General features: G+C 49.8%; 23 protein-coding genes and 1 tRNA gene. 9 read left to right on the forward strand and 15 right to left on the reverse strand.

What is annotated here, in order from left to right; all coding sequences use genetic code 11:
* The first annotated feature begins 117 nt into the window (after nucleotides 1-117).
* Nucleotides 118-570, forward strand: coding sequence for a macrodomain Ter protein MatP (gene matP, locus EOS97_RS18840; RefSeq protein ID WP_000877172.1), 453 nt, complete (start codon nucleotides 118-120; stop codon nucleotides 568-570).
* Nucleotides 571-641: 71 nt separating this feature from the next.
* Here matP and ompA read toward each other — a convergent pair whose 3' ends face one another.
* A complete protein-coding gene (ompA, locus tag EOS97_RS18845; RefSeq protein ID WP_001670727.1) occupies nucleotides 642-1694 on the reverse strand; it encodes a porin OmpA in 1053 nt (350 codons plus the stop codon).
* A gap of 356 nt (nucleotides 1695-2050) precedes the next feature.
* Nucleotides 2051-2560 (reverse strand): SOS-induced cell division inhibitor SulA, encoded by a 510-nt coding sequence (gene sulA, locus EOS97_RS18850; RefSeq protein ID WP_000288732.1) that lies wholly within the window; start codon nucleotides 2558-2560, stop codon nucleotides 2051-2053.
* A gap of 216 nt (nucleotides 2561-2776) precedes the next feature.
* Here sulA and EOS97_RS18855 point away from each other — a divergent pair, with 216 nt between their 5' ends.
* Nucleotides 2777-3382, forward strand: coding sequence for a TfoX/Sxy family DNA transformation protein (locus EOS97_RS18855; RefSeq protein ID WP_001202375.1), 606 nt, complete (start codon nucleotides 2777-2779; stop codon nucleotides 3380-3382).
* Here EOS97_RS18855 and yccS read toward each other — a convergent pair.
* Nucleotides 3369-5522: a YccS family putative transporter gene (gene yccS, locus EOS97_RS18860; RefSeq protein WP_000950877.1), complete on the reverse strand. Its 2154-nt coding sequence runs from the start codon at nucleotides 5520-5522 to the stop codon at nucleotides 3369-3371. The two genes, EOS97_RS18855 and yccS, sit on opposite strands and share 14 nt — an antisense overlap.
* 18 nt (nucleotides 5523-5540) lie before the next feature.
* Nucleotides 5541-5987 carry a YccF domain-containing protein gene (locus tag EOS97_RS18865; protein WP_001261222.1) on the reverse strand — a complete coding sequence of 149 codons (447 nt, stop codon included), beginning with the start codon at nucleotides 5985-5987 and terminating at the stop codon, nucleotides 5541-5543.
* A gap of 123 nt (nucleotides 5988-6110) precedes the next feature.
* On the opposite strand from EOS97_RS18865, the gene helD reads away from it, so the two are divergent.
* Nucleotides 6111-8165: a DNA helicase IV gene (gene helD, locus EOS97_RS18870; protein ID WP_000420500.1), complete on the forward strand. Its 2055-nt coding sequence runs from the start codon at nucleotides 6111-6113 to the stop codon at nucleotides 8163-8165.
* 35 nt (nucleotides 8166-8200) lie between these two features.
* Here the strand turns inward: helD and mgsA are convergent, their stop codons facing one another.
* Together mgsA and EOS97_RS18880 are read right to left on the reverse strand one after the other, a co-directional pair.
* On the reverse strand, nucleotides 8201-8659 hold the full coding sequence (mgsA, locus tag EOS97_RS18875) for a methylglyoxal synthase (RefSeq protein ID WP_000424187.1): 459 nt from the start codon (nucleotides 8657-8659) through the stop codon (nucleotides 8201-8203).
* 94 nt (nucleotides 8660-8753) lie between these two features.
* A complete protein-coding gene (locus EOS97_RS18880; protein ID WP_000847722.1) occupies nucleotides 8754-9416 on the reverse strand; it encodes a DUF2057 family protein in 663 nt (220 codons plus the stop codon).
* 173 nt (nucleotides 9417-9589) lie between these two features.
* On the opposite strand from EOS97_RS18880, the gene EOS97_RS18885 reads away from it, so the two are divergent.
* Nucleotides 9590-10003, forward strand: a complete 414-nt coding sequence (locus EOS97_RS18885; RefSeq protein ID WP_001537782.1) for a CoA-binding protein — start codon at nucleotides 9590-9592, stop codon at nucleotides 10001-10003.
* Nucleotides 10004-10047: 44 nt separating this feature from the next.
* Here EOS97_RS18885 and hspQ read toward each other — a convergent pair whose 3' ends face one another.
* Both hspQ and rlmI read right to left on the reverse strand, forming a co-directional pair.
* Nucleotides 10048-10365: a heat shock protein HspQ gene (hspQ, locus tag EOS97_RS18890; RefSeq protein WP_000561983.1), complete on the reverse strand. Its 318-nt coding sequence runs from the start codon at nucleotides 10363-10365 to the stop codon at nucleotides 10048-10050.
* A 57-nt stretch (nucleotides 10366-10422) separates the two neighbouring features.
* Entirely contained in the window at nucleotides 10423-11634 is a 1212-nt protein-coding gene (gene rlmI, locus EOS97_RS18895) for a 23S rRNA (cytosine(1962)-C(5))-methyltransferase RlmI (RefSeq protein ID WP_000140486.1), read from the reverse strand.
* Nucleotides 11635-11848: 214 nt separating this feature from the next.
* Between rlmI and EOS97_RS18900 the strand changes: the two genes are divergently transcribed.
* The 3 genes from EOS97_RS18900 to yccX are packed head-to-tail and all read left to right on the forward strand — an operon-like array spanning nucleotide 11849 to nucleotide 13532.
* Complete coding sequence (locus EOS97_RS18900) at nucleotides 11849-12397, forward strand: YbhB/YbcL family Raf kinase inhibitor-like protein (RefSeq protein WP_000859417.1); 549 nt, start codon at nucleotides 11849-11851, stop codon at nucleotides 12395-12397.
* A gap of 25 nt (nucleotides 12398-12422) precedes the next feature.
* Nucleotides 12423-13202, forward strand: coding sequence for a helix-turn-helix transcriptional regulator (locus tag EOS97_RS18905; RefSeq protein WP_000548079.1), 780 nt, complete (start codon nucleotides 12423-12425; stop codon nucleotides 13200-13202).
* 48 nt (nucleotides 13203-13250) lie between these two features.
* Nucleotides 13251-13532 carry an acylphosphatase gene (yccX, locus tag EOS97_RS18910; RefSeq protein ID WP_000072884.1) on the forward strand — a complete coding sequence of 94 codons (282 nt, stop codon included), beginning with the start codon at nucleotides 13251-13253 and terminating at the stop codon, nucleotides 13530-13532.
* Here the strand turns inward: yccX and tusE are convergent.
* Nucleotides 13529-13858, reverse strand: a complete 330-nt coding sequence (gene tusE / locus EOS97_RS18915) for a sulfurtransferase TusE (protein WP_000904449.1) — start codon at nucleotides 13856-13858, stop codon at nucleotides 13529-13531. The two genes, yccX and tusE, sit on opposite strands and share 4 nt — an antisense overlap.
* A gap of 86 nt (nucleotides 13859-13944) precedes the next feature.
* On the reverse strand, nucleotides 13945-14604 hold the full coding sequence (gene yccA / locus EOS97_RS18920; protein WP_000374046.1) for an FtsH protease modulator YccA: 660 nt from the start codon (nucleotides 14602-14604) through the stop codon (nucleotides 13945-13947).
* Between the two features lie 395 nt (nucleotides 14605-14999).
* Between yccA and EOS97_RS18925 the strand changes: the two genes are divergently transcribed.
* A tRNA-Ser gene (locus tag EOS97_RS18925) sits at nucleotides 15000-15087 on the forward strand.
* A gap of 136 nt (nucleotides 15088-15223) precedes the next feature.
* Here EOS97_RS18925 and pipA read toward each other — a convergent pair.
* The 3 genes from pipA to EOS97_RS27515 form a co-directional block, all read right to left on the reverse strand.
* Nucleotides 15224-15904, reverse strand: a complete 681-nt coding sequence (gene pipA / locus EOS97_RS18930) for a type III secretion system effector protease PipA (RefSeq protein WP_000938176.1) — start codon at nucleotides 15902-15904, stop codon at nucleotides 15224-15226.
* A gap of 222 nt (nucleotides 15905-16126) precedes the next feature.
* Nucleotides 16127-17002 (reverse strand): SPI-2 type III secretion system effector PipB, encoded by an 876-nt coding sequence (pipB, locus tag EOS97_RS18935; RefSeq protein ID WP_001123050.1) that lies wholly within the window; start codon nucleotides 17000-17002, stop codon nucleotides 16127-16129.
* A gap of 389 nt (nucleotides 17003-17391) precedes the next feature.
* Nucleotides 17392-17616, reverse strand: a complete 225-nt coding sequence (locus EOS97_RS27515; protein ID WP_071785272.1) for a PagK family vesicle-borne virulence factor — start codon at nucleotides 17614-17616, stop codon at nucleotides 17392-17394.
* A 35-nt stretch (nucleotides 17617-17651) separates the two neighbouring features.
* Between EOS97_RS27515 and EOS97_RS18945 the strand changes: the two genes are divergently transcribed.
* A complete protein-coding gene (locus EOS97_RS18945) occupies nucleotides 17652-18020 on the forward strand; it encodes a hypothetical protein (protein ID WP_077906547.1) in 369 nt (122 codons plus the stop codon).
* On the opposite strand, the gene sigE is transcribed toward EOS97_RS18945, so the two are convergent.
* Nucleotides 17980-18321 (reverse strand): type III secretion system chaperone SigE, encoded by a 342-nt coding sequence (gene sigE / locus EOS97_RS18950; RefSeq protein WP_000444723.1) that lies wholly within the window; start codon nucleotides 18319-18321, stop codon nucleotides 17980-17982. The two genes, EOS97_RS18945 and sigE, sit on opposite strands and share 41 nt — an antisense overlap.
* 16 nt (nucleotides 18322-18337) lie before the next feature.
* Nucleotides 18338-20023, reverse strand: coding sequence for an SPI-1 type III secretion system effector inositol phosphate phosphatase SopB (gene sopB, locus EOS97_RS18955; RefSeq protein ID WP_023165768.1), 1686 nt, complete (start codon nucleotides 20021-20023; stop codon nucleotides 18338-18340).
* Between the last annotated feature and the right edge of the window lie 29 nt (nucleotides 20024-20052).

Raw genomic sequence — 20052 nt, forward strand, 5'->3', positions numbered from 1 at the left:
AAGCGAATGCAAAGTAATATGAAGACGTGTAACCATTCACAGGTTAGAGATTCTTTTCTTCAGATGGCTAAAAAACTGATATTCTGATAACAGTTACACGGTAACGTTGGGATCGCAATGAAATATCAACAACTTGAAAATCTTGAAAGCGGTTGGAAATGGAAATATCTGGTGAAAAAGCACCGCGAAGGGGAGTTGATCACCCGCTACGTGGAAGCCAGTGCTGCCCAGGAAGCCGTCAATTTGTTGTTGGCCCTCGAAAATGAACCGGTGCGGGTAAATGTCTGGATAGACAGGCATATGAATCCTGCCTTGCTTAATCGGATGAAACAAACCATTCGGGCAAGACGCAAACGACACTTCAATGCGGAACATCAGCATACGCGCAAAAAATCTATCGATTTAGAGTTTATGGTCTGGCAGCGTCTGGCGGGCCTTGCGCAGCGACGCGGTAAAACATTATCCGAAACGATAGTGCAACTGATAGAAGACGCGGAGCATAAAGAGAAATATGCCACGCAAATGACCACGTTAAAGCAGGATTTACAGGCGTTATTAGGCAAGAAGTAACGCTGAAAGGCGTTGTCACCCAGACCAGAGCAAAAAACCCCGCGACGCGGGGTTTTTTATCAGACGGAAACTTAAGCCTGCGGCTGAGTTACCACGTCTTTAACGCCTTTAACTTCGATCTCTACGCGACGATCCGGAGCCAGGCAATCGATCAGGGCAGCGCGAGGTTTCACGTTGTCACAGGTGTTGCCGGTAACCGGGTTAGATTCGCCCATACCACGTGCGGAGATTTTGTCAGACGGAATACCTTTGGAGATCAGGTAATCAACAACAGACTGAGCACGTTTCTCGGACAGACCCTGGTTGTAAGCGTCAGAACCGATACGGTCAGTGAAGCCCAGAACGACAACGGAACCGTCTTTCGGATCCAGGTTGCTCAGCTGGCTGTACAGCTGATCCAGAGCCTGCTGGCCTTCCGGCTTCAGGGTAGATTTGTTGAAGTTGAACAGTACGTCAGACTTCAGAGTGAAGTGCTTGGTCTGTACTTCCGGAGCCGGAGCTGGTGCCGGAGCGACTACCGGAGCAGCTTCTTGCTGGCCGAAACGGTAGGAAACACCTACGCTCAGCAGGCCGTTGTCCGGACGGGTGCCGATGGTGTTGGCATCACCGATGTTGTTAGTCCACTGGTATTCCAGACGGGTTGCGATTTCAGGGGTGATAGCATACTCGATACCGCCCGCGAATACCGGGGAAACGCCGGTGTCGTGGTCTTTAGTAGACGGGCCGCCAGGGACGTTAGACTTGGTGTCTGCACGCCATACCATACCACCCAGACGGGTATAAACGTCCAGATCGTCAGTGATTGGATAACCCAGTTTAGCGGTCAACTGAACGCCCTGAGCTTTATAAGCGCCATTGATGTTGTCGCCTTTGTACGGCATACGGCCTAACCAGTCGTAGCCCATTTCAAAGCCAACGTACGGGTTAACCTGGTAACCACCAAAAGCACCTGCGCCCAGTTGGTTTTCATGAGTCGGGCCATCATTGTTAATGAAGCCGGTGTCATGGTACTGAGACCAGCCCAGTTTAGCACCAGCGTACCAGGTGTTATCTTTCGGAGCGGCCTGCGCTACGGTAGCGAAACCAGCCAGTGCCACTGCAATCGCGATAGCTGTCTTTTTCATTTTTTGCGCCTCGTTATCATCCAAAATACGCCATGAATATCTCCAACGAGATAACACGGTTAAATCCTTCACCGGGGGATCTGCTCAATAGTTACTCTACCGATATCTACGGCTTATGCTGAGCACCCCTGGCGATGTAAAGTCTACAACGTAGTTGGAAACTTACAAGTGTGAACTCCGTCAGACATGTGAAAAAAACATGACGGATATACACATCATTTAACAGTTTCAGATGATAAATCGTACAGCAAAAATTGCGGAAACCGCTTCTGGCAAGCGTTCTCGCAAAAAAAACGTTAGCACTCAAAGGAGATACGTTCGCGTAAAAAAAAGTCCAGGATAAATCCTAATTTTACTTAATGATACAAATTAGAGTGAATTTTTAGCCCGGAATGCTGTCTCCTGGGTAAAGCGTGCGCACGTACAGGGCGCATGATAAACCCTACCGCATTACCTACCTTCGCTGCTTCAACCAGGCTGGCATGTTCTTCTTCTGTCAGTTCTTCAGTCATCCAACCAATTACCACGCTGTAATTTCCTGTACGCAAAGCGCGGATCATCGACTCCAGCGTATGACGAGGCGCAAGCTGGCTAATTTGCATCACTTTCGTTAATGGCAAACCTGAAGACTGTACCCATTCACGGCTGAGCTTTTGCTGCGGCGTGAGCCAGAGCTGCCATCGTGATTGTTGGCCTAACTGACGGAGTAAAGGCAAAAGCAGGAGTTGCGCCATCATGGGCTGGTCTTCGTGGTAGACAACTTCACTGACCAGTCCTGCCGCGGCATTTTCCGTAGCGGTGCGCGCAGCGTTGTGGGTAGTGGTAGGAAATGACGAAGAACGATTTGCATAACCTGAAGTGTACATAATCAATCCAGCCCTGTGAGTTACTGTATATTCATACAGTACCCCTGTGGCGATGAAAGATCAACTCTATTTTCGGAAACTGTCTCGCAATTTTTATTCTTAGTGGCGTCAAAAATAAAAATCATCTTGCTCGCGGAGTATAAGTTGCCTATTTTCGTCATTAACGGATCCGTTACTGCAAATCATTCTTTTACTTTATGATTTAAAAGGAATTTTATGAGAGCACTCTCTTATGACAGGATCTATAAATCGCAAGAATATTTGGCCTCTTTGGGGACGATCCAGTATCGATCTTTATTCGGTAGCTATAGTCTGACCGTGGAGGATACCGTCTTTGCGATGGTGGCTAATGGCGAGCTTTATCTCCGCGCCTGTGAAGAAAGCGTACCCTACTGTGTGAAGCATCCTCCCGCCTGGCTCATGTTTATGAAATGTGGACGTCCCGTTATGCTCAACTATTACCGGGTGGATGAAAGCCTGTGGCGCGATCAGCAGCAGCTGGTGCGTTTATCGAAGTATTCTCTTGACGCGGCAATGAAGGAAAAACACAGCCGTATTTTACAGCACAGACTCAAAGATCTCCCCAATATGACCTTCCATCTGGAAACATTGCTCAATGAGTCAGGGATAAAGGACGAAAATATGTTACGCATACTGGGCGCGAAAATGTGCTGGCTAAGGTTGCGACAAAGCAATCCCTTGCTGACGGTGAAAGTTTTGTATGCCCTGGAAGGCGCAATTGTCGGCGTACATGAAGCGGCGCTCCCGGCGAGTCGTCGCCAGGAGCTTGCCGACTGGGCTCATTCGCTTACGGCTGGGTAATTAATGTAGAAGTCGACGGTGAAATTTGCCGTTGCAAGCGTCCAATCTCGGGCAGTAAGGCAATGAGCAAACCAATTTGTTGAACAACCAGAGGTTCTTTGCTGTCCGGACGTGTTTCCAGCGACTGAACTCGCTGCTTTAAACCCTCCAGCGCCTGGTGTACGCGCTGTTCGTCTTCAGGTTGATGATGAAGCGCATCATCAACGTAGCAGACCGCGTCATCCAGAAGCCCCAACACGTCCGGATTACTGAGCTTTTCGCGGTGCGCGCCGAGGGCGGAGATATAGCTGGTAAAAGTGTGATTGAGGCAAAGCAGCCTGAACGCCGCCTCCCGGGTTTCAGCCGTGACGTCGGGTTCGCTCGACATATTAGAAACCACGGATGCCAGTTCTGCATCGCGGTTGTGTGCGTCGCGTCTGGCAATGCGATAGGCCAGGCGGTTATCCCGTCCCTGGTGATATTGCTCAAGGATCGCATCAAGGTAGCGGCAATTAGCATCGGTGGCGCGCTGGAGTACCCGGGGAAGGTTGCGAAAGCGCCAGTCCGGCCAAATAAAGCTGACCGCAGCCCAGGCGATAGCGCAGCCAATTAACGTGTCGACGACGCGCGGTAACGCTACCTCGAAGCCTTCGCCCAGGAGGTTAAAGCAGAGTAATACCAGCAGGGTGATGAACATCGTCGCATGGGCATACTGCACATTACGGAATGCGAAGAAAAGCACGCCGGTAATCACCAGCAGAACTAACTGTCCTTCAAGCGAAGGGACAAACCATAAAATCGGCAGGCCGATCGCAACGCCTACCAACGTACCGATAATCCTGAGCGCAAGGCGATGGCGGGTCGCGTTATAGTTAGGCTGGCAAACGAACAGGCTGGTGAGCAATATCCAGTACCCGTGGCGCATCCCGGTAATTTGGATGAGAGCATAACCGATGCACAATACCAGCGACATGCGTACCGCATGGCGAAAGAGAGCGGACTCCGGGGTAAAATTACGGCTCAGACGCAGCCAGATGTCGCTAAACCCGTGCAGGCTATCATCAGCCAACTGGTTTTCTGACTCATTGCGCGGCATTGCCTGGGCCTGCTCCGACTCGATCGTCGCCAGTTGCGCATCAATGGCGCGTAGGTTGGTTAATAAGAATCCAAGCGTATTCAGCAGCTCTAAAGAAGCGCCGCTGGCGCGCATACGTTCAAGCGCGGCGTCAATGTGGGTAAAGACGCGTTCAAAGCGCGGATCATGCTGGTACGGCGTACGCAGTAAGATACAGCGCGCCAGCTGCGTACAGGCCTGCGCCTGCATCGACATCAGACGTTGAAAGCGGAACATGACGTCGCTATGGCGAAAATAATCGCGCAGCGTCTGATATTGAATATGCGAAGAACTGGCGCGTTCATGAATATCCTGCGCCACAAAATAGTAATGGAGAGTGCGGCGCGTACCGCGTTGACCACGATCGCCGCGCAGGCGACTCAATAACGACACTTTCGTTTGGTTCAGCGTCGCCATTAACTGCCCGTTCGCTAACGCTAAATCATAGAGCGGCGCCTGGCTTTCATCTTCAATATCAGGATCAAACAGACGTGATTTCAGTTCCAGATAGTGCGCTAACTGTTCGTAACTGCGTGCCAGATTATCCTGCAACGGACGGATCGGAAATAGCAGATGCCCGGTTAGCGTCAGTAGGTTATACCATACTGCGCCTGCCAGCAGGAGCAGTGGTTGCTGATACCAGTGATCGTATAAAGAGGTACCCAGCATCGTATAGATGGCAATGAGTAACGCGCCGAACGCGATGGTGGCATAGCGTTGCCCCAGTCCTCCCAACAGAATAAACCCGCTGGTGGATAACGTTAAGCCCAACGCAAATAGCCACGGCCAGGGAAAGAGCAGCTCCACAGAAGCCGACGCGATAAAAAAGCAAATTAAGGTAATGATTAAATTACGCAAGCGTCCGGCAAGGCGGTCGTCGAGATCGGTTAGCGCCGCGGCAACCATACCGAGCGTGAGCGGGATGGTAAGTTTGACGTCGCCCAGCCACCAGGGCAGGGCGGTGGTGCCGCACAGAGCGATAAAAATGCGGATGTAATACAGCCAGGTACTGTTCCAGGTATAACGGCGAATCAACGGACTTAACATAAAGGCTATTTGTCCCGATCATTCAAAACGGCGGCGCGCGTTAGCTTCTCGCGCGGCGCGAGCGGTTTCTACAGAGACGACGCGGCGACCGACAGGCCAAAGCGCAATCGCGGCAATTTTAAAGTTCGCAATACCGACAGGTATCCCGATGATAGTGACACACTGCGCGATACCGGAGGCAATGTGCATCAGGCATAGCCACCAGCCGAAAAAAAGTAACCAGAAAATATTCAGCAAGGTACCGCCAGTATTCATTAATACGCTTTTCGCCGCCGGATTAAGTTCGTCAACGTGAATGGCTTCATTACCGTAAGGGAACAGGGACAGTTTGGTTATCTCCCAGCAGGAGCGGGTCAACGGCAGGGTAAAAATAAGCACAATACTGACAAGCGTCGCCAGCAGCCAGGCCAGCGTAGTGGCAAAGCCGCCCAGTACAAAGTTTAAAATATTCAGAACGGTACGCATAAACCCTCAGTTCATTCCGGTTTTCTATCACTGCGGGCAATTGTAACGTTTTTTTAGACTGGAGCACGTTTTCTCTGGCGGTTACACTGATAAGCACATCTTTACGTCTGGATTCGCTGAGTCATGGAACTGAAAGCAACTTCTCTTGGAAAACGTCTGGCGCAACACCCGTATGATCGTGCCGAGATCCTCAACGCTGGGGTGAAAGTGTCTGGCGACAGGCATGAATATCTTATTCCATTCAATCAGTTATTGGCGATTCACTGTAAGCGTGGGCTGGTATGGGGCGAGCTGGAGTTTGTCCTGCCGGAGGATAAAGTCGTGCGTTTGCACGGTACCGAGTGGTCGGAAACCCAGCAATTCCATCGCTATCTGGACGCGCACTGGCGTCGCTGGAGCCAGGAGATGAGTGATGTCGCCGCGCAGGCATTACAAGAGCAATGGGCGCGTATTAGTGAGCGAACGGGCGAAAACCAATGGCTTACCCGTGAACGCGTTCGGGGGCTGGAACACGAAATTCGCCAGACGTTTGCCGCCTTGCCGCTGCCGGTCTCACGTCTGGAGGAGTTTGCTCACTGTCGCGAGATATGGCGTAAGTGTCTGGCCTGGTTACAGGATAGCGAGGGAAGTCGGCAGCAGCATAATCAGGCGTATGCTGATGCCATGCTGGAAGCGCATGCCGACTTTTTTACGCAGATAGAATCTTCTCCGCTTAATCCTTCCCAGGCCAGGGCGGTGGTTAACGGCGAATCATCGTTACTGGTACTGGCGGGCGCGGGAAGCGGTAAGACCTCGGTGCTGGTGGCGCGCGCGGGTTGGCTGTTGGCGCGCGGACAAGCAGATGCGGGGCAAATTCTTTTACTGGCGTTTGGTCGCAAGGCGGCAGAGGAGATGGATGAGCGTATCCGCGAGCGCTTACATACGGAAGAGATTACTGCCCGTACGTTCCATTCGCTGGCGCTGTATATTATTCAGCAAGGCAGTAAAAAAGCGCCGGTTATCAGTAAGCTGGAAAGTGACGCCACCGCGCGGCATCAGCTATTTCTGCGCACCTGGCGTCAGCAGTGTAGCGAGAAAAAAGCGCAGGCCAAAGGCTGGCGTCAGTGGCTGGAAGAGGAGATGCAGTGGGTAGTGCCGGAAGGTAATTTCTGGGACGATGAGACATTGCAGCGGCGTCTGGCCCCTCGCCTGGATCGTTGGGTCAGTTTGATGCGTATGCACGGCGGCGCGCAGGCAGAAATGATCGCTGGCGCGCCAGAGGAGTGCCGCGAGCTGTTTGGCAAACGCATTAAGCTGATGGCGCCGCTGCTAAAGGCCTGGAAAAGTGCGTTGAAAGCGGAAAATGCCGTTGATTTCTCCGGGCTGATCCATCAGGCAATGGTAATCCTCGAAAAAGGGCGTTTTATCAGCCCGTGGAAGCATATTCTGGTCGATGAATTTCAGGATATTTCCCCGCAACGGGCGGCGCTGTTAGAGGCGCTGCGCAAGCAGAATAGCCAGACTACGCTGTTTGCCGTTGGCGATGACTGGCAGGCGATTTACCGTTTTAGCGGGGCGCAGCTCTCCTTAACGACGGCGTTTCATCAGACGTTCGGCGAGGGCGAGCATTGCCACCTGGACACCACGTACCGCTTTAACAGTCGGATTGGCGATATTGCCAATCGCTTTGTACAGCAGAATCCGCACCAGCTTAAAAAACCGTTAAATAGTCTGACCCCAGGCGATAAAAAAGCGGTGACGTTATTGGATGAAAGCCAGTTGGACGCGTTACTGGATAAATTATCCGGCTATGCTAAGGAAGATGAACGTATCCTGGTGCTGGCGCGCTATCATCATCTGAAACCCGCGAGTCTACAAAAAGCGGCGACTCGCTGGCCGAAGTTACAGATAGACTTCATGACTATCCATGCCAGCAAAGGCCAACAGGCCGATTACGTGATTCTTGTCGGATTGCAGGAGGGTAACGACGGTTTCCCCGCCCCGGCGCGAGAATCCATTATGGAAAGTGCGCTTCTTCCTCAGGTTGAGGATTTTCCGGACGCTGAAGAGCGGCGTTTGTTATATGTGGCGTTGACGCGCGCGCGCGCGCGGGTCTGGCTGCTTTTCAATAAAGATAATCCCTCGCGCTTTGTGGAGGCGCTTAAACAGCTGGATGTGCCGGTGGCGAGGAAGCCCTAAAGCGCGGGCGGTACAGCATCCCGCCCGCGTAGCGGTTATTTCAGGCGCTCGGCCAGATAACGCGCATAATCCGGAATAAGAATATCTACAGCGTCATTAAAATGCGGGGACTGGATGATAAAGTCCGCCGTTGAGACGTTAGTGGCGACAGGGATATTCCATACGGTGGCCAGACGCAGTAGCGCTTTGACATCGGGGTCGTGCGGTACCGCGTTAAGCGGGTCCCAGAAGAAAATCAACACGTCGATTTTCCCTTCTGAAATGAGCGCGCCAACCTGCTGGTCGCCGCCCATCGGGCCGCTCAGCATCGCATTAACGTCCATACCGGTTGCGCGCTGGATCAGATTCCCCGTGGTGCCGGTTGCATAAAGAACGTGTTTTTCCAGCAACGGCTGATGGCGTTCCACCCAGTTCATTAACATCTGTTTGCAGTGGTCGTGAGCAACCAACGCGATATGTTTGCGCGTCGGCAAGGTGCGAGTCGTCAGTTCCATAATTCGATTCCGTAGTTAACCTGTCTACAGATTACTGGAAGCGCTTGATGCTGCAAGAGAAAGACAAAAAAATTGCGTGCTGGGACAACTCATATCAAGAGGGCGGCTGTTTTTCCGCCCATTGCAGAAAATGATGGCGTGTCTGCGGGTCGGCCAGTCGGAACCAATATTTCAGCCGCTGTTCTGTCAGAGTTTGTGATTGCGGCGGTACGGTATCAAGCTCTGAGACGTCGGAAAGTAATGTGCTGTCGTCTGCCATCATCGTGGCGAACTGAGGAAGCGAGGCGCGTTTCGCCGATTTATTATAACGCTCGGTCTCTATTTCATAATCGACCACTTTAGCCGTAGAAGTAATGGCCAGAATATCGAGTTTTACCGGAATGGGCATGGCGTCGCCGTCCAAAAGCGCCAGACGCGGCGCCGCGTTAAAATACGAGGCTTCGCGCTCGTTTTCCAGCCGCGGGAGCTGAAAATTGACCTGACTTATCAGTTGGGTATCGAAACTTATCACCAGCGGCGGAGAAATATAAAGCCGCTCTTCATTACCGGGCAGGCGGATGGTTTTTTCCACCCGGAAAACGAGTTGATGCGGCCCGTTTTCCAGTTCAATGCTCTCTGCGCCGCGTAATAAAGAGCTGGACACCTTTTTGCCGTCCAGCACCAGCAGATCAACCTCATTAGACAAACGGAGCGTTGTGGCAAAAACAGTCACCGGCAAACAGAGAGCAAGGAAGGTGGCTAGCGCGCCGGTTTTCATAAGGTTCTCCTGTCCAAAGGCCGTCTGGCTAATAATGTATCGAAATTTTTCTTAGATCATGTTTACTAACATATAGACATATTTTGGCGTTTTGCTCTCATACATCGGTATGGGATGAATGGTTGCTATGTCAGGTTTGTCGTACACTTTGCAAAACAGCCAGGAGAAAGATGATGAAAGAGACCGATATTGCTGATGTTTTGACGTCCACTCGCACTATCGCGCTGGTAGGTGCGAGCGATAAACCCGATCGTCCAAGTTATCGGGTAATGAAATACCTGCTTGAACAGGGCTACCATGTGATTCCGGTTGCGCCAAAAGTCGCGGGTAAGACATTGCTGGGGCAACAGGGGTATGCCACGCTGGCGGATATTCCCGAAAAAGTCGATATGGTGGATGTTTTTCGCAACTCTGAAGCTGCATGGGGCGTCGCGCAGGAAGCTATCGCCATCGGCGCAAAAACGCTGTGGCTACAGCTTGGCGTGATCAACGAACAGGCGGCGGTACTGGCGCGGGATGCAGGCATGACCGTGGTGATGGATCGCTGCCCGGCGATTGAGATCCCTCGCCTGGGGCTGGCGAAATAAAAGTTTAAGTGGCCGGATATCGCTCTCCGGCCTTTTACATACAATCAGTTACGTAGTCGCGGCGCCTGAAGCTGCTTGCGAATGGTACGCGCCAGTTCATCCATCGATGGCTGTTCTGGATGCTCGTCCCGCATTTCGCTTCGCAACTGGGCCTCGGCCAGATAAGTATGCACTGGCTGACCATCATCATCTTCCATTACCACGTGGTACCACGGAGCGGCGCGAAGTTCGTCGTTAACCGCCAGTTCATCAGGCGACGGTTCATCAAGCGAATATTCCGGGTCGATATCGACGACCACTCCGAGGTAACCTAACAGGGAATGGCGGACCTGTTGGCCGATACCGAATTTGCTGGCTATCATAGTCACCTCCCGGGAAATAGATATCCTTTATATGAGGATACTATTCCACTTTTCAAGTTACATGACGCGACAGGCAAACCCTTTCAGATACAGCCCTTCCGGGTAGGTGGCGATCACCGGGTGATCGGCGGCCTGACGGAACTGCTCTATAAATTGTACATCACGACCGGCATCTATTGCGGCATCGGCAATGATTTTCTGAAATAAATCGCTGGTCATCAGTCCGGAGCAAGAGAATGTCAGCAGTATGCCGCCCGGATTGAGCAGTTGAATCGCTAACATGTTAATGTCTTTATAGCCCCGGCAGGCACCCATTAACTGGCTTTTATTTTCGACGAATTTGGGCGGGTCCATGATGATGACGTCGAATTTTTCGCCGTGTTCACGGTAAGCGCGCAGCAACTTAAACACGTCATCGCGCACGAATTCGGCTTTGCTCAAGTCCAGTTGGTTCAGTTCAACGTTTTGCCTGGCGATATCCAGCGCATCCTGTGAGGTATCCACGCTGACAACCTGGCGACAACCGCCCATTAATGCCGACACGGCAAAACCGCCGGTATAAGAGAAGCAGTTCAGTACCCGCTGATTTTCCACGTAGCGGCGCGTCGCCAGACGACTGTCGCGCTGATCAAGATAATAACCGGTTTTGTGGCCGCCCTGGATATCGACCAGTAATTTCATACCGTGTTCTTCAATTGGCAGAAGCGCAGGCGGCAGTTCGCCAGTGACCGGACCTTGCGTCAGCGCCATCCCTTCTTTTTTCCGCACGGCGACGTCGCTGCGATCGTAAATAGCGCAATCCGGATAGCATGTTTGCAGAGCGCTAATTAATGCGGCACGTTGATATTCGGCCCCGGCGCTGAGCAGTTGCAGCACCAAAAAATGACCAAAACGATCGATAGTGACGCCAGGCAGGCCATCGGACTCACCGGCGATCAGACGATAGCTATCCAGGCCGTCTTTTTTCGCCAGCCAGTCGCGCCACTGCTGCGCCTGGCGCAGGCGGCGGGTGAAAAATGCAATATCAATGGATTCTGCTTTATCAAATGTCCAGACGCGCGCGCGGATCTGGGATGCTGGCGACCAGGCGCCGCGTGCTAACCACTTTCCCTGATTGTCGACGATATCGATAGTTTCACCGAGGTTGGCTTTGCCTTCCAGGCGGGAGACAGCGCCGGAAAAGACCCATGGGTGGCGGCGGAGTAAAGATTTTTCTCGCCCTTTGCTGAGGACTAAACGGGGATATTGCGGAAATGTAGATTCAGTCATGCGGAGTAACCTCTCACAAACAGTGACGCGAGCCGGATGATAGCTCCAGCCAGGGACCGTGAAAACGAAATGGCGCGTAGGGTAGCACAGATAAGAGGGGCAATCACCAGCGTATGGTGGTGAGCGTTTCTGCACAAAATAGAATCGTAAAGGCACAGTTTCTTCAGCGGGCGCTTTTTATAGTGTTATTTCTTTATATGAAGAAGGAAATACAATGAAAACAGTCTTCTCTTTGACCGCAGCCGCAATGATGGCATTGAGTGGCGGCGTATCTGCCGCGTCGGCGTTTAGCCTCAGTAGCGCGGATATTCCGGCGGATTTTCGTTTAACGCAACAGCATGTCTTTAAAGGATTTGGTTGTAGCGGAGAAAATATTTCGCCGCAGCTGAGCTGGCGCAATCCGCCTGCCGGAACCAAAAGCTACGCTATTACCGTCTTCGATCCTGATGCGCCCACCGGAAGCGGCTGGTGGCACTGGACGATGGTGAATATTCCTGCGCAGATTCACGACCTGCCGACGGGGGCTGATAAAAAAACGTTACCCGCTGGAGTGGTGCAGGGACGGAATGATTTCGGTTATGCTGGCTTTGGCGGCGCCTGTCCGCCGCCGGGCGATAAGCCTCATCGCTATCAGTTTACTGTGTGGGCGCTGAATACGGCAACACTGCCGCTCGACAGTGAGTCGAGTGGCGCGTTGGTAGGGTTTATGCTTAACGCGCATGTGATTGCGAAAGCACAATTCACGGCCACATACGGAAGATAAAACAGAGGACGGCACGGTGCAGGAGATGCATATTCGACATCAGGATCTTACGACGGCAGAGGTGCGTTCCAGTCATCTGCACCGTTTGCATCGTGTTACGCTTTTTTCCGCCGCTATCTGCCATATTACGCAGGGCAGTAAAGTCATCATTCAGGATGATAGCCGCCTTGTCGCCGGGCCGGGCGAGTTGATTATTATTCCGGCGAACACGCCGCTGGAGATTATTAATCAGCCTGCGCAGAACGGTTTTCGCTCCGACCTGTTGTTACTTTCACCGGAGATTATTGCTCGCTTTAAAACGATGTACGTTCAGGATTATCCACCGGCAAACCTGACATCGCTGTGTACGCCGATGAGCCGTAGCCTGACATTTATGTGGGAGAACGTGTTGGATGCTGTGCGCCAGGGGTTGCCCGTTGGGCTACAGGAACATCAGGCGATGGGGTTACTGTTAGCGCTTTTGCATGATGGCGCGGCAGGACCGCTGCTTATTGAACGGGGTTACACCCTCACGGAGCAGGTGCGGCAACTGATTATGCTCTCGCCTGCTAAGCTATGGACAGCCCAGGAGATAGCCCGCCGTCTTGCTATGGGAACATCGACGCTGCGTCGGCGTTTGCAGCGCGAATCGCAGAGTTATCGACAAATTGTTGAAGAGGTGCGCATGTCCTGCGCGCTTTCTCAACTGCAATCGACGACGCTGCCGATCGGCGAAATAGCGCTACGGTGCGGCTACCTGTCGGGGTCGCGGTTTACGGCCAGATTCCGCCAACATTATGGGTGTCTGCCCAGTCAGGTACGTTAAGTATGTCCTGTATGAGCCTCCACCACTGATTATGAAAGGAGAACCATCATGTCGAACGTCTGCATTATTGCCTGGGTTTATGGTCGCGTTCAGGGAGTCGGGTTTCGCTATACCACGCAGCATGAGGCGCAGCGGCTGGGGTTAACCGGCTATGCGAAGAATATGGATGACGGAAGCGTAGAAGTGGTGGCCTGTGGCGACGCGGCGCAGGTGGAAAAACTCATCAAGTGGCTGAAAGAGGGCGGGCCGCGCTCTGCTCGTGTGGACAAAATCCTCACTGAACCGCACAGCCCTCGCGAGACGCTAACAGGCTTTAGTATTCGGTATTAAATACATTTTACCGGCTTGGGCAGACCGGCGATTTTGGTCGCTTGCTTTGCCGGGCCTTTCGGGAACAGACGATATAGATAGCGGCTGTTGCCTTTTTCTTCGCCGAACTTATTCGCCATCGCTTTTACCAGCATTCGGATGGCGGGAGAGGTATTAAACTCCAGGTAAAATTCGCGCACGAAGCGCACGACTTCCCAGTGTTCCGCAGAGAGCTCAATGCCTTCATTGGCGGCGATTGCGACTGCCAGCGTTTCACTCCACTGCGTCGTCTCTTTCAGATAGCCTTCGCTATCAGTACTGATTTCTTTACCTTCAAAGATCAACATAACGTTTCACTGCGTAATCAACACGGACGGCAGTGTAGCAAAAAATAAAGCCCTGCATAAGCAGGGCTGGAAGAGGGGAATGTCGATTAGTCGCGGCTGGCGAAGCCCAGAATGCTGAGCAGGCTGACAAAGATGTTGTACAGCGAAACGTACAGACTGACGGTCGCACGAATATAGTTGGTTTCACCGCCGTGAATGATGTTACTGGTTTCATACAGGATAGCGCCCGAGGAAATCAGGATAAACACCGCGCTAATCGCCAGGTGCAATGCAGGCAGTTGCAGGAAAATATTCGCCACCATACCAATCAGCACGACGACGATCCCGGCCATTAACATACCGCCCAGGAAAGACATATCCTTACGGGTGGTCAGAACGTAAGCGGAGCAGCAGAAAAATACTAACGCGGTCCCACCCAGCGCCAGGCCAATGACATCGCCCATGCCTGCTGACAGATAGGCGTTAAGAATCGGGCCCAGGATATAGCCGAGGAAGCCGGTAAACGCAAAAGCAGACAGGATACCGACCGGCTTATTGGCGGTTTTATAGGTCAGGAACATCAGCCCATACATACCGACCAGCGTCAGAATCAGGCCGGGGGAGGGCAGCATCAGTACCGTACTGGCTGTCGCGGTAATTGCGGAGAAAGCCAGCGTCAGGCTCAACAGAAAATAGGTGTTGCGCAGTACTTTGTGCGTACTCAGTAGCGAGCTACGATCACGCGATGATGTAATGATACGATCCATTAGTCACTCTCTTATGACAGATGTAATTAATAAAGGAGAATAATAAAAACAGTCACTGTCACCCAGTGGTTTTACCCATCTTTACGCATTCGTTTACGTTTAGTTTCCTTTAGAGATTTCAGGTGATTACCGTCGTTAAAACGGTCTGCTCATGCCTGGCGCTACGCCATAAAACAGGCGGCAGCGCCAACCACGCGTTACCGATAAAAAAATCGCTAATCACAGCGGTGAAACAGTGGAGGCGATCAACACGTATTCAGCCAGTTTTTGTGTTGAAGAAATGGTCAATGTGCCGCTATTTCAGGCAATTAACGAAATTTTGCCTGTTTTTCACGCAAACGAATACATTCGGTCTTTACATGACGCACCGGGATGTTTATAGTGCGCCTCATTCCGGAAGTGTGGCCGAGCGGTTGAAGGCACCGGTCTTGAAAACCGGCGACCCGAAAGGGTTCCAGAGTTCGAATCTCTGCGCTTCCGCCAGATTAAACAAGGGGTTACCGAAAGGTAGCCCCTTTGTTTTTTGGGCGCTTAGAATATAGTTAGAAAATACTGCCAGAACATTTCCCGAAAAAACGGACTACGTGGGTTTTTAGTTTCTTTTCGTTTCCTGATGTGTCTATTTATTGAAGATGTAGACCATTCTGGGAGGTGAAGGATGCCCCATCTCTTTCAGAATAATGTTGGTATATTCGACAACAGGGCCTCTTGGATGATTTTCTTCTTTATCCTGAAGATGGGTCAGTGCATGTACAACTTCATGAATAAATGAACGTTTTGTGTCAAAAAGTTGTCTTCCTTCGTTACTTTCATAATGTTCGGTATATGAATCATCAGAATCGTCCAGATTGAGACAAATAACTTTCCTGCCTTCTGAAAGTTTGAAGTGTTCCTGAGCCACGGTAGTTTCAAAGGCTTCGCCTGCCCCCAGTAGCCAGCGCTGCTCCACATCATGTAGTTCTTTTTCATATGCGTAATTCATCAGTCTGCGGAATGTTTCGCTTTGGGTATACGCATTTTGAAGTACGGAGGATAGTTCATCGTAGCATTCGTCATAAGTGTCGTCATCAATTTCTGTATCAGGGTCTATTCCACCCGCGCCTGAGATAAGGTACTCCACCACACACTCTGGCTCCAGACGGAATTCACTGTTTATGGCAAGTCTGTCATGAGCAAGGCGTAGCCGTGAGGGGTTTGGTGCATGTTCGGGAATATCGGGGAAAACAGGTGTATCTGCGGTATTTAATCCATATGTGGATACTCCGCTTTGAGGTATTAATCTGTAGGTGACCGGAAGCATAATTTCTTATTCCCTGACTACAATTATGAATTATTTAAATTAAATAATAATAGTGTTTTTAGTTAATGTGCCATATACAGATAACGCTATGATTCAGACAAAACCAACAAGTAATACGCTGAAAATGTTATTTATAATGAAGCTTAGGGGCGGGGTTTGTTTAATAAAACAAGGGGGGCTTCTGTTTGAATACTTCTTGTTTATAAAATCCCTTTATCTCGACTAAAATATTGGATGGGGGAAAAGCGTTTTATCATTGTAATCCGGGAGTGGAGTAGGGGTATGTTGACTACCTGTCAGATCGGCTCCTGTTAATGCTTTCGCTAAAGTTAGAGCTATCTTATCTAATTTTGCACCATTTAATTTGGTGTCAGTTAAGTCTGAGCCGAATAGAATTGCAGCGGTTAAGTTTACACCGGACATGTTAGCGCAAGTCAGGTCTGCGTGAGTCAGGTTTGCTTTAGTCATGTTTGAACCCATTAGATTTACAGCGTGTAGATTTGCACAACACAAAATTGCACCGACTAAATTTACATTAGAAAGATTTGTTTCACGGAAATCTGCATCAGAAGCATCTATTTCTGACAAATCTTCCCCCTGGAAATCTTTATGAGCCAGGTTTACTCCGCGCAGGTTCAGAAAACCATCCTCGGTTATAAGTGAATCAGGCTGTTGTATATTATGTTTACTCATCAGCTTTAACATTCGACATACATTCCAAAATCTCTCGCTATCAACTTTATCCGTTACAGTTTTTCCATTTTTGTTCACTTCAATAATGACCATGGGATCCGTATTTTCGGATGCTGCTCCACATGACAGACATATAGTACACCCGTTGACATCCTCCAGAAATATTTTATTACCATCGAAGAAAGCATCTTTATTTACATATAATAATGATGTGGTCAGTTTTACAATTACCTCCCGAAAGCATCTTTCATTGCTTCTTCTTACTCCACCACAGGTAAAAAAATTGACAAACCACTCCAGTATACCGCGTGGTGAAGTTGCACTTTTCATTGCTTCTTTCGTACCGGTACCGGCCGCATACAAATATTTTAATATACTTTCTGGGGACGCGTTAGTTATTGGCATTTTGATTCCTTCTTATGGAAGTGAGTCGATTCCTTATAGGTGTGAGACAAGTCACATTTATACAAGGAATAATAAAAAAAGATATAAGGTGATTTTTGTATTTAGAGCTTTGGTTGGGGATGAGTAGGTGTCTGGCATCTGACAAGAGGCGATGATTTCTGCCATAACGGTGAAGCAGAAGTACTGTCGGGGTCGTTACAATCACCAGCTTAGATATAGAACGCACTGGCTGCGCCTGTAAGTCAGTAATATGATGTTGTAAAAAATCAGGCTGACGTTAATAAAACACGCCAGCCTGAAGTCATATTCAGTTCATCAGGAACTGATGAAACATAATGATCAGAAATACTCTCAATCCTGATATGGTTGTTATAGCTTTCTGTAAAAAATTAACAACCACATACTTGACACCAATTCGGGGGTAAATCTATATCTGATGGCCAGTTGTCACACCAGCGTGGGCGAATCAATGCTTCGGGGTCTGGTGGCCAGCCACGGGAGGCGTGTTTTGTATTATCTGGTGGTGGAGGGGAATCACTGGCAGCCATCGCCGATGCCGAAAAGGCTGTAGCCGACAACACCAGAAGCAATGGTAAAAATATACGATGTCTCATAATATCACCCGTGAATAATCAGATTATCCTTGCTATTGGTTTCCTTCATTTCCAGCATAACTCACGCTTCATCATTATTGAACAAACAATTGAGTTTGTTGAACGAAAATTTACTTAAAGAAAAAATAATAAGCACTAATATTTTTTGCAGTATTTCAACTTATAGCAGAATAAATGCGCGTAGATGGCGTAAAAACCTGATGAGCAGGAATACTTACACACTAAAAATGCTCCCGCAAACAGAGCAAAATGAGAGAGAGGAACGTTTGCCCCTTACATTTCCACCAAAGATTCTGGCCTTGTCTCTTGTAAAGGGCATACGTATTGCGTTTTATCTCATTAAAAAAGCATGTGACGTGTTAATTATGCATAACGCTCTTTTAATTGCTTCACGTTTGAAATGAATAATTCAAAACCAGTGAGCGCCTCTTCTTCGGTACTGGTTTGCGGCAAGCGATAAAGCGCCACTAAAGCAGTATTGTCTGCGTCAGCGCCGATAGTGACGGCGCTGGCGTAGTTAAGACGTAAAAAATGCTGCAAAGTTAGAGTGTCGTCAGGCAATGGCATAAAGGGACAGCACATTTCCAGTGTATGATCGGATTCATTAAAATAAACCTGTATTCCATCATCAATGATGAGAAGTGGTTCATCTTCTGGGGCATCCAGGCCTAACGCGGCATATAAACGATTTAATAGACTTTCCATATAGTTACCTCAAGACTCAAGATGTGATTAATGAAGAAATGCCTTTTACTGACTGCCAAATATTTTCATCCCCAATTCGTTTTTGATAGGAAAGATTGAGCACCTCTGGCGATAAATTTTTCAGTACTTTGTTTCCCGCCCCGCCCGTATTTTGTTTCTGAATCTCCAGGTTGCCACTATTCAGTAATACTTTTTGGAAAATTTTCTGTCCACCGCTATCCGGAAGACTGCCAGGCGCATTTAACATATGGGTCTGATGGAAAGAAATGATCTCTCGCTTGATTTCTGAATCCATCATCCCTGTACGATCTTTGCCGCTTTTACAATTCCAGGCGGGCACCGCGTCAATTTCATGGGCTAACATGGCAAGGCGTTGTGCGAGTTTATAGGGTTCACCGCCATCTTTATGATGTAGGTTATTTTTCCAGATATCCTTAATCTGGCGCGCTAATGTATTTACGATCTCATAATTATCCGGATATTTCGCCAGCCATTCGCCAACCCAGCCACCCGGTCTGGCTTCAGGGCGTAAATCATTGCCTAATAACTGATGTAGCGCTTCGGCATTATATCTATCAGATGCCTTAAGGCCAAAGCCGAGCTTGAGCGTCAGCTCATTAACACCCATATTAAATGCGGCGACGTCCGGTTTTATTTTTACCGTCTGTAGATCGCCATCTTTATTGCGGATTTTTAAATGAATCATTTTTCCCGGCTGGGTCAACGATTGCCATGCGCGCATTTGATCCTCGACCATCGTTCCCTCTTTGCCGAAAATATTCGACGCGGTGAGTAACCCGACGGATACCAGTTTCAGGCTTACCGCTTCGCCCGCTAAGGCTCTGTTAAGCAACTCAGGTTTACTAAAAAGTGCCGCAGTTAATACTTCTTTGGCTTTGTTTTCAGCGCCGACCTGACGCAGAAGCGGATCTTTTTCATGATAGGGGGAAAGCACGCCATGACGTATCCCACAAAAAAGCGTTTTATCTTTACCGTCCTCATGCACACTCACCGTGGACATCCACAAATTATTGGCGTGATGAATATTTTTGGTATCCCAACTGCATACGCCCTTTCCCTGATAAGCACTGGGAAAGATATCTTTTGCGCCGATTTTCATCTCTGCGGCAGGGAGCTGCGTGTTGGTATAGTGATGCCCGTTATGCGTGAGTGTATTTTTTATGGTTTGCCAGGGCTGGTTATTAAGCTGCTTGACCTGAGCATCTCTAAACGCTACTGCCGCAAAGCGATGAGCTTCTTTTGCAGGTAAGCCATCCTGCTGCTGAGTGCGTGCTGCAATAAGTTCGATAAGATTTTTCTTCAATGCTTTTGCCGCGGCTTCTTCTTGTTTTGTTGCTGGCCGGTCCGCTTTAACTTTGGCTAACTCCATTTGGTTTGCCATTGACGCCAGGACTGGGTCTTGTTTACCCAAAACGGTTGCCGCGACGTTGAGAAGATCGCGCTGTAAGTTATAGAGGTCATGCAGAGAGTGGTTAGACGTCTTCTGATGCTGTAGATAATTCCCCCATGTCGCGCCAGGTTCTCGCAGGACAATAATTTCCGGGCGAGCGTCGGGTGCTTTAGCCGGCGCTTTGCCCTGGCCTGATAGAATCTGCATTCCATTGTATAAGGTTTTTTGTAGGCTTTTAAAAGCCTCCTGGGTTTTTAGTGAAGCTGAGTGATAGAAGCTCTGTATTTGCATAGCGTTTTTAATATTCCTGAATAGGGGAG

The organism is Salmonella sp. SSDFZ54, from assembly GCF_004010735.1.
GTDB classification, from domain to species: domain Bacteria; phylum Pseudomonadota; class Gammaproteobacteria; order Enterobacterales; family Enterobacteriaceae; genus Salmonella; species Salmonella enterica.

Excerpts from the sequence above, each read along its gene's own strand:
- pipA (WP_000938176.1), bottom strand. The coding sequence starts at position 15,904 with ATGCTTCCGGTCACCTACAGATTAATACCTCAAAGCGGAGTATCCACA.
- hspQ (WP_000561983.1), bottom strand. The coding sequence starts at position 10,365 with ATGATAGCCAGCAAATTCGGTATCGGCCAACAGGTCCGCCATTCCCTG.
- EOS97_RS18885 (WP_001537782.1), top strand. The coding sequence starts at position 9,590 with ATGAAAGAGACCGATATTGCTGATGTTTTGACGTCCACTCGCACTATC.
- matP (WP_000877172.1), top strand. The coding sequence starts at position 118 with ATGAAATATCAACAACTTGAAAATCTTGAAAGCGGTTGGAAATGGAAA.
- ompA (WP_001670727.1), bottom strand. The coding sequence starts at position 1,694 with ATGAAAAAGACAGCTATCGCGATTGCAGTGGCACTGGCTGGTTTCGCT.
- rlmI (WP_000140486.1), bottom strand. The coding sequence starts at position 11,634 with ATGACTGAATCTACATTTCCGCAATATCCCCGTTTAGTCCTCAGCAAA.
- pipB (WP_001123050.1), bottom strand. The coding sequence starts at position 17,002 with ATGCCAATAACTAACGCGTCCCCAGAAAGTATATTAAAATATTTGTAT.
- EOS97_RS18880 (WP_000847722.1), bottom strand. The coding sequence starts at position 9,416 with ATGAAAACCGGCGCGCTAGCCACCTTCCTTGCTCTCTGTTTGCCGGTG.
- EOS97_RS18865 (WP_001261222.1), bottom strand. The coding sequence starts at position 5,987 with ATGCGTACCGTTCTGAATATTTTAAACTTTGTACTGGGCGGCTTTGCC.
- EOS97_RS27515 (WP_071785272.1), bottom strand. The coding sequence starts at position 17,616 with ATGAGACATCGTATATTTTTACCATTGCTTCTGGTGTTGTCGGCTACA.
- sulA (WP_000288732.1), bottom strand. The coding sequence starts at position 2,560 with ATGTACACTTCAGGTTATGCAAATCGTTCTTCGTCATTTCCTACCACT.
- tusE (WP_000904449.1), bottom strand. The coding sequence starts at position 13,858 with ATGTTGATCTTTGAAGGTAAAGAAATCAGTACTGATAGCGAAGGCTAT.
- helD (WP_000420500.1), top strand. The coding sequence starts at position 6,111 with ATGGAACTGAAAGCAACTTCTCTTGGAAAACGTCTGGCGCAACACCCG.
- sigE (WP_000444723.1), bottom strand. The coding sequence starts at position 18,321 with ATGGAAAGTCTATTAAATCGTTTATATGCCGCGTTAGGCCTGGATGCC.
- yccX (WP_000072884.1), top strand. The coding sequence starts at position 13,251 with ATGTCGAACGTCTGCATTATTGCCTGGGTTTATGGTCGCGTTCAGGGA.
- yccA (WP_000374046.1), bottom strand. The coding sequence starts at position 14,604 with ATGGATCGTATCATTACATCATCGCGTGATCGTAGCTCGCTACTGAGT.
- mgsA (WP_000424187.1), bottom strand. The coding sequence starts at position 8,659 with ATGGAACTGACGACTCGCACCTTGCCGACGCGCAAACATATCGCGTTG.
- EOS97_RS18905 (WP_000548079.1), top strand. The coding sequence starts at position 12,423 with ATGCATATTCGACATCAGGATCTTACGACGGCAGAGGTGCGTTCCAGT.
- EOS97_RS18900 (WP_000859417.1), top strand. The coding sequence starts at position 11,849 with ATGAAAACAGTCTTCTCTTTGACCGCAGCCGCAATGATGGCATTGAGT.
- yccS (WP_000950877.1), bottom strand. The coding sequence starts at position 5,522 with ATGTTAAGTCCGTTGATTCGCCGTTATACCTGGAACAGTACCTGGCTG.
- sopB (WP_023165768.1), bottom strand. The coding sequence starts at position 20,023 with ATGCAAATACAGAGCTTCTATCACTCAGCTTCACTAAAAACCCAGGAG.
- EOS97_RS18855 (WP_001202375.1), top strand. The coding sequence starts at position 2,777 with ATGAGAGCACTCTCTTATGACAGGATCTATAAATCGCAAGAATATTTG.